Raw genomic sequence first — 689 nt, forward strand, 5'->3', positions numbered from 1 at the left:
GGCCTGGGGGGAGGCGGCGGGTTCGGCGGCCGGGCCGGCGCCGGGCGGCTGTTCAACGACATCCTCGGCGGCCAGATCTCCTGGCTGATCCCGTTCGCCGTCCTCGCCCTCGCCGCCGGGCTCGTCCTGCTGCGGCGCCGGCCCCGAACCGACACCGCCCGCGCCGCGCTGATCCTGTGGGGCGGATGGCTCGCCGTCCACTACGTCATCTTCAGCTTCGCGCAGGGCACCTTCCACCCCTACTACTCCACCGCCATGGCGCCCGCCGTCGCCGCGCTCACCGGCGCCGGAACCGTCCTGCTGTACGGGGCGCACCGGCGGTCGGCGGCGTGGGCGTGGGTGCTGCCCGCCGGGATCGCCGCCACCGGGGCGTGGGCGTTCGTCCTGCTGGACCGCACCCCGTCCTGGCACCCGTGGCTGCGGTGGCTCATCGCCGCCGCCACCGTCCTCGCCGCCGCCGCGCTCCTGGCCGGACGCCTCATCCCGCGCGCCGGGACGCGGATCGCGGTCGCCGGGCTGGCGCTCGCCGTCGTCGCGGGCCTGACCGGGCCGGGCGCCTACGCGGTGTCGGCCGCGTCCACCGCCTCGAACGGCACCAACCCCCTAGCGGGGCCCGCCACCGGCAACGGCTTCGGCATGCCCGGCGGGCGCGGCGGACCGCCCGGCATGGCCTCCGGACGCCCCGGCTC

At 78.4% G+C, this 689-nt stretch carries 1 pseudogene; it reads left to right on the forward strand.

Annotated elements, in window-relative coordinates:
* A pseudogene (locus HUX53_RS38715) lies at positions 1 to 689 on the forward strand (glycosyl transferase family 39); the annotation flags it as partial.

Source organism: Actinomadura sp. BRA 177, assembly GCF_013372625.1.
GTDB lineage: Bacteria > Actinomycetota > Actinomycetes > Streptosporangiales > Streptosporangiaceae > Spirillospora.